This is a genomic window from Shewanella sp. MF08487, from assembly GCF_050848685.1.
Classification (GTDB): Bacteria; Pseudomonadota; Gammaproteobacteria; order Enterobacterales; family Shewanellaceae; genus Shewanella; species Shewanella glacialipiscicola.
The window spans coordinates 1-6,506 of sequence record NZ_JBOZPB010000048.1 but is presented as its reverse complement, the minus strand read 5'-3'; the positions used below and the strand labels follow the sequence as shown (position 1 = coordinate 6,506).

Below are 6,506 nucleotides of genomic sequence, written 5' to 3'. Positions count from 1 at the left end.
AATTAAGTGCCATTCTCAACAGAGAGTAACCTGCTCAATTCAATCCAACTCGCCAGCTAGCTTTCGCTGTCTGCCGTGTCAGTGGATGCGCATTATAGGCAGCAGGAGATTTTGTGCAAGGGCTTTTAGTGAGAAAATTATGTTTTACCGTTTAGACGTTTATTTATCAAACGATACGCATAAAAAAGGGGCTAAAAAGCCCCTTTATCTAGATGTCATCGGTCAATATATGCGAGTCACAGATATCAAACTCGTCACTAAAGATGGTCTTTATGGACTAAAGAAGCGAGATTCTTGTTCAACCACGACCTCTTGCCCATCAACATGAGTTTTTACTTGTATCGCTATATTGGTCACTGAGCGAGAAAGCTCAACCGGATCGATACCAATACTAATAGGTAAAGTTAAAACTTCACCTGCTGCAATCGTGACGGATGTGGGTCCGTACCACTTATAGTTATTTAAGCCTTCAACACTCATAGTGTATTCATGAGGCGCTTCAGTCTTGTTAAGAATTTTCAAGGTGAAGGTATTCTCAATCAAACCTTGGTTGTTCTCTCTATAGAGCTGATTGCGATCACGGATGATGTCCATACGAACAGGCGCTATGGTCGCACTGGCATATAAGAAGACTAATATCATCACCGCAAGCACCACACCATAACCAATCAATTTAGGTCGAAGTACTTTTTCCTTTATACCTTCTAACTTGTTCTCAGTGGTATAGCTGATAAGTCCTTTAGCGTAACCCATACGTTCCATTGTATTATCGCAAGCATCGATACATGCACCACAGTTAATGCACTCATATTGCAGGCCGTTGCGAATATCGATCCCCGTAGGGCATACCTGAACACATAAATCACAGTCGATACAGTCACCCAGACCTAATTCTTTAGGATCATCTTTACGTGAACGCGGGCCACGAGTCTCACCACGCTTTGTATCATAACCAACTATATAGGTATTTTTATCAAACATGGCCGCTTGGAAACGGGCGTAAGGACACATGTGAATACACATGATTTCACGCATCCAACCCGCATTACCGTATGTTGCAAGCGTGAAAAACACCACCCAGAAGTAGATACCACCAGAGGCATTAAGCGTAAACACATCTATATAGACTTCACGGCTCGGCACGAAATAGGACACAAAGGTCATTGCCGTCATCAGGGAGAGCAGTATCCAAGCGATATGTTTAGCTGTTTTTCGCCATATTTTATTAAAACTCCACGGCATTTGATCAAGCTTAATACGCTTGTTGCGTGCTCCTTCGAGTTTTTCTTCAAACCAAATGAACATAAAGGTCCATACGGTTTGCGGGCAGGTATATCCACACCAAACCCGACCAAGGTATGTCGTTACAAAAAACAGCGCAAAAGCGGCGATAACAAAAATAGCAGCAAGCAAGGTAAGGTCTTGAGGCCAAATAGTTAAACCAAAGACATGAAACTTTTGTTCACTTAGATTAAACCATACCGCTTGGCGGTTTCCCCAAGGGATCCAAGGTAAAAGCAGGAAAAATAGCATCGCTATCCAACCCATCCGGCGACGTAAACTACTCCACAAACCATCAATAGCTCGGACATAAATTCGATTACCAGGGCTAAAGCGATCTGCTTTACTCGCATCCGGCTGATGAATTTTAATTCGATTAGTTTTGGAGTAATCTTTGTTATTAGATTCTGAGTTCATCGTTACAGCCTTTTACTGCTTTAATATTGGGCGAAAACTAGCTTATTATACCCACATAATTCATTGTTATTCACTTATGTTGGGCTAAAAGATGAAAGGTTGGATCATATTGGCGCTACTTGCTGGTGCATTATATTACTTATATACAGAAACAGATAAACTAGATGCACCTATTGCAAAGACAGAAGCAATGGTCAAAAAAATAGAGAATAAAGTTGACTCTATGACAGGAACGCAAATTATTAAAATTGACCATACGCTGGCAAAGGTAAGGATAGACATCGTTGAGCGTTTATCGGCATTAGAACTCAATGCGTTTAATCAAATTCCAATGACACCCGAGTCAATTGCCGACTTTAAAGCTAACTATTGCGGCACTATGGCCCCAGAACATCCTGTTTTTAGCAAAGATAATCAGCTTTATCTGTGTGATCACCTCTAACTCTAACCCTCATCAACTCATAGGCAAACGCGATTTTGCTATATAACACTAAGCTTTAGGCTTAGGTGATTGACCTTATATATAATTCCGCCTAGCCTTTGAAACATTACAGTGCAAAGGCTATATATCATGACCCAACAAGTATCGGATATTTTTGATCCCACCCTATGGGATGAAGTCAGTGGATTTAAATTCGATGACATCACCTACCACAGAGCTAAAGCCCATGGCACAGTACGTATTGCCATTAGCCGCCCAGAATGCCGCAATGCATTTAGACCTAAAACCGTTGATGAACTATTTATCGCACTCGATCATGCGCGCCAATGGTCTGATGTAGGTTGTGTACTGTTAACGGGCAATGGTCCTTCAGCAAAAGATGGTGGCTGGGCGTTTTGCTCAGGTGGCGATCAACGGATTCGCGGTAAAGATGGCTATAAATATGAAGGCGCTGAAGAAGGTAAAGCCGATCAAGCCAGAATGGGCCGATTACATATATTAGAAGTACAGCGCTTAATTCGCTTTATGCCTAAAGTCGTTATTGCCGTTGTGCCAGGTTGGGCAGTAGGAGGCGGCCATAGTTTACATGTTGTATGTGACTTAACCTTAGCCTCAAAAGAACACGCAATATTTAAACAAACCGATCCCGATGTAGCGAGTTTCGACTCAGGGTATGGCAGCGCTTACTTAGCTAAAATGATCGGCCAAAAGCGTGCTCGTGAAATCTTCTTTTGTGGCTTTAACTATAGTGCTGACGAAGCGTTCGATATGGGTATGGTCAATAAATCCGTTCCCCATGCAGAACTAGAGACCGAAGCGTTAATGTGGGCTAAAGAGATTAACTCTAAATCGCCAACCGCTATGCGTATGCTGAAGTACGGTTTCAATATGACCGACGATGGTATGGTCGGTCAGCAATTATTTGCTGGTGAAGCGACACGTTTAGCCTATGCGAGCGCCGAAGCACAGGAAGGACGCGATGCCTTCCTCGAAAAGCGTGATCAAGACTTCTCAGCGTTTCCTTGGCACTATTAGTTTAATAACACGGTTTTAATTGACGAATAAAGACACTAAGGCTCTCCACTGTGAGGGCTTTATGTTTTTAAAGTCTGATCAATAGAGAAAATCGTTTAAACTAATCTGAAAACACAGCTGTTAATTTTAATGAGAATTGTTATCATCTAATTATTCCCGCTGGGAACCAATTTAGAGGATAAGATCATGACTAAGACACTTACTTTTGCCGCAATACATTTTAGCGTCGCTTTTACCGTAACCTATTTACTCACTGGCAGTGTGGTCGTCGGTGGCGCAGTAGCCTTAGTAGAACCCGCTATCAACACAGTGGTTTTTTACTTCCATGACAAAGTATGGAAACGCATTGAGGCAAAAAAGCAACACGAGCTAGATGCCATAGCAGCATAAAAGGCTAAGCCACCAGCATTCGTTATTACTGTAAATAAAAAAGTCATTATTACTCTAAATTAAAAACCGCCAATAAAGGCGGTTTTTTAATTTAAATACTATATTTATTCGACAGTTACAGATTTTGCTAAATTACGTGGTTGATCTACGTCGGTACCTTTAATTAATGCAACATGGTACGACAATAGCTGTAAAGGAATAGTGTAGATCAGTGGCGCCATAAAGATGTCACAGTGAGGCACAGGGATCACTTTCATCGTGTCGTCTGACTCAAACTCGGCATCCACGTCGGCAAACACGTACATTAGTCCACCACGAGCACGCACTTCTTCGACGTTCGACTTCAGTTTTTCGAGCAATTCATTGTTTGGCGCAACGACGATCACAGGCATATCGGCATCAATAAGCGCCAGCGGGCCGTGTTTTAACTCGCCAGAAGCATAAGCTTCAGCATGAATGTAAGAAATCTCTTTCAGCTTTAATGCACCTTCCATCGCTATCGGGTATTGATCGCCACGACCGAGGAATAAGGCATGGTGTTTATCAGCAAAATCTTCAGCCAATTCTGCAATCGCAGCATCTAAACCTAAAGCTTGTTCCACTTTTGCTGGCATAGATTGTAGGCTTTGAGTAATGTCGGCCTGCATTTGATCAGACATACCATTGTGGCGACCGATCACCGCAGTCAGCATTAACAACCCAGCAAGTTGAACGGTGAAAGCCTTAGTCGATGCAACACCAATCTCGGCGCCCGCTTTCATCATGTAAGCCATGTCAGATTCGCGAACCAGTGACGAACCTGGCGCATTACAAATCGTCAACGTGGCTTTGTAACCCATTGCTTTCGCTAAGCGCATGGCCGCTAAGGTATCGGCAGTTTCACCCGATTGTGAAATCGTCACCAACAGGCTATTTGGGAATAAGTGCGACTTGCGATAACGGAATTCAGAGGCAATTTCGACATTACAAGACACGCCAGCCCAATCTTCTAACCAGTAACGTGCCGCCATGCCCGCATGGTAACTAGTACCACAGGCGATGATTTGCACATGTTTGATATCTTTTAAAAACTCAGCAGCGTTGTCACCAAAGGCGCTATCTAAAACTTGCTTATTAGCAATGCGGCCTTCGATAGTACGAGTCAGTGCCAATGGCTGCTCGTAAATTTCTTTAAGCATATAGTGGCGATATTCGCCTTTGTCACCGGCATCGTGGGTAATTTCAGATTCTTTAACTTCGCGCTCAACGGCATTACCGTTTAAGTCGAAAATACTCACGCTGCGACGGGTCACTTCGGCCACATCACCTTCTTCTAGGAAAGCAAATGAGCGAGTGACGGGTAATAAGGCGAGTTGATCTGAAGCGACAAAGTTTTCACCTAGGCCAAAACCAATCACTAATGGACTACCAGAGCGAGCAACAACCATACGTTCACTATCACGACGGTCGATAACGACTGTGCCATAGGCGCCTTCGAGTTGTTTAACCGTGGCCTGTACGGCACCAAGCAGAGTACTATGGGTTTTCAGCTCATGGTGTACTAAGTGACAAATCACTTCGGTATCGGTATCTGAGCTAAATTTATAGCCTAAACCTTTTAGCATCTCGCGCAGTTTATTGTGGTTTTCAATAATGCCGTTGTGCACCACGGCAATATCACCTTCCGATAAATGCGGGTGAGCATTACGCTCACTCGGTTCACCGTGGGTCGCCCAGCGAGTGTGCGCGATACCGGTTCCGCCCGCTAATGGATCGGTTTCAAGCGCAGCAGACAGCTCTTGTACTTTGCCAACGCGGCGCGTGCGATTGAGTTCACCATTGTGAATAACGGCAACGCCTGCGGAGTCATATCCGCGATATTCTAAGCGGCGTAAGCCTTCTACCAGAATTTCAGCCACATCCCTTTGCGCCACGGCGCCTACGATTCCACACATAGTTTTTACCTATAAATTAAAAATGAAGTTGTTAAGTTATTTTGCACTCACTCATGAGCGTAGGGCGCTAGCATGACTCGCACGCCCTGATTTGAAATTTTTTTTAGCGCGCTCTCGTCGATACGGTCGTCAGTGACTAACACACTGACCCTTGCCCACGGCAACTCTAAGTTAGGGATACGCTTACCTATTTTGTCTGAATCGACCATAACGATCACTTCACGGGACACTTCGGCCATCACTTTGCTTAGGCCTGTTAACTCGTTAAAGGTGGTGGTCCCGCGTTCAAGATCGATACCATCGGCACCGATAAACAGTTGGTCGAAATTATATGAACGCAGCACTTGCTCGGCGACTTGGCCTTGAAAGGATTCAGAATGCGGGTCCCAAGTGCCACCGGTCATCAATAAGGTTGGCTCGTTTTCGAGTTCATGAATGGCATTGGCAAGGTGCAATGCATTCGTCATCACCACCAGCCCACGCTTATCGTTAAGCTGTTCAATCAAGCCTGACGTCGTAGTGCCGCTATCGATAATGATGCGATTGTGATCTTTAATCAGCTGCGCTGCGGTTTTCGCAATAGACAGCTTATTAGGCGCGATCTTGGCAGAGAACTGTTGAGTAACTTCGTCTGGAATCGCCACGGCGCCACCGTAACGGCGCAATAATAAACCCGTTTTCTCAAGCGCGGCGAGATCTTTGCGAATCGTCACTTCTGAGGTTTCAAAACGTAACGACAGTTCATCAACACTCACTTCACCCTGTTCATTTAATATAGTGATAATACTATGGCGACGCTGCTGTGTGTTTCGTTTGTTCATAAAAACTTTCAGTTAAGTTTCGATTCGAAAGATGCATTATAGTGAAATACTATTTTTTTACTAGGGTCTGTTGATCTTTGCTGTACAAATGTTGCTCAGCAATACATCGGCAGCCACATTAACATAAACGCCAGTGACACCATACTGGCGTAATTTCTTGCTAGCTTGTCATATCTTGTTGATATT

At 44.0% G+C, this 6,506-nt stretch carries 6 protein-coding genes and 1 pseudogene; 3 read left to right on the top strand and 4 right to left on the bottom strand.

The window, feature by feature from the left end; translation table 11 throughout:
* Nucleotides 1-270: 270 nt before the first annotated feature.
* The gene (gene ccoG / locus ACRN9H_RS19415) at nt 271-1,698 is read right to left on the bottom strand and encodes a cytochrome c oxidase accessory protein CcoG (RefSeq protein WP_220773652.1); all 1,428 of its coding nucleotides are present in this window, start codon (nt 1,696-1,698) and stop codon (nt 271-273) included.
* A 91-nt stretch (nt 1,699-1,789) separates the two neighbouring features.
* Between ccoG and ACRN9H_RS19410 the strand changes: the two genes are divergently transcribed.
* The 3 genes from ACRN9H_RS19410 to ACRN9H_RS19400 all read left to right on the top strand — a co-directional run bounded on the left by ACRN9H_RS19410 (nt 1,790) and on the right by ACRN9H_RS19400 (nt 3,565).
* Nucleotides 1,790-2,140: a hypothetical protein gene (locus ACRN9H_RS19410; RefSeq protein ID WP_432315838.1), complete on the top strand. Its 351-nt coding sequence runs from the start codon at nt 1,790-1,792 to the stop codon at nt 2,138-2,140.
* A 129-nt stretch (nt 2,141-2,269) separates the two neighbouring features.
* Complete coding sequence (locus tag ACRN9H_RS19405; protein WP_263189949.1) at nt 2,270-3,175, top strand: 1,4-dihydroxy-2-naphthoyl-CoA synthase; 906 nt, start codon at nt 2,270-2,272, stop codon at nt 3,173-3,175.
* Between the two features lie 186 nt (nt 3,176-3,361).
* Entirely contained in the window at nt 3,362-3,565 is a 204-nt protein-coding gene (locus tag ACRN9H_RS19400; RefSeq protein WP_432315836.1) for a DUF2061 domain-containing protein, read from the top strand.
* A 104-nt stretch (nt 3,566-3,669) separates the two neighbouring features.
* Here the strand turns inward: ACRN9H_RS19400 and glmS are convergent, their stop codons facing one another.
* From glmS to ACRN9H_RS19385, 3 genes and pseudogenes are all read right to left on the bottom strand, one after another.
* A complete protein-coding gene (gene glmS, locus ACRN9H_RS19395) occupies nt 3,670-5,499 on the bottom strand; it encodes a glutamine--fructose-6-phosphate transaminase (isomerizing) (RefSeq protein ID WP_432315834.1) in 1,830 nt (609 codons plus the stop codon).
* 47 nt (nt 5,500-5,546) lie between these two features.
* On the bottom strand, nt 5,547-6,320 hold the full coding sequence (locus tag ACRN9H_RS19390) for a DeoR/GlpR family DNA-binding transcription regulator (RefSeq protein ID WP_432315832.1): 774 nt from the start codon (nt 6,318-6,320) through the stop codon (nt 5,547-5,549).
* A 95-nt stretch (nt 6,321-6,415) separates the two neighbouring features.
* Nucleotides 6,416-6,506: pseudogene (locus ACRN9H_RS19385) on the bottom strand (IS5/IS1182 family transposase); the annotation flags it as partial.

Excerpts from the sequence above, each read along its gene's own strand:
- ACRN9H_RS19390 (WP_432315832.1), bottom strand. The coding sequence starts at position 6,320 with ATGAACAAACGAAACACACAGCAGCGTCGCCATAGTATTATCACTATA.
- ACRN9H_RS19410 (WP_432315838.1), top strand. The coding sequence starts at position 1,790 with ATGAAAGGTTGGATCATATTGGCGCTACTTGCTGGTGCATTATATTAC.
- ccoG (WP_220773652.1), bottom strand. The coding sequence starts at position 1,698 with ATGAACTCAGAATCTAATAACAAAGATTACTCCAAAACTAATCGAATT.
- glmS (WP_432315834.1), bottom strand. The coding sequence starts at position 5,499 with ATGTGTGGAATCGTAGGCGCCGTGGCGCAAAGGGATGTGGCTGAAATT.
- ACRN9H_RS19405 (WP_263189949.1), top strand. The coding sequence starts at position 2,270 with ATGACCCAACAAGTATCGGATATTTTTGATCCCACCCTATGGGATGAA.
- ACRN9H_RS19400 (WP_432315836.1), top strand. The coding sequence starts at position 3,362 with ATGACTAAGACACTTACTTTTGCCGCAATACATTTTAGCGTCGCTTTT.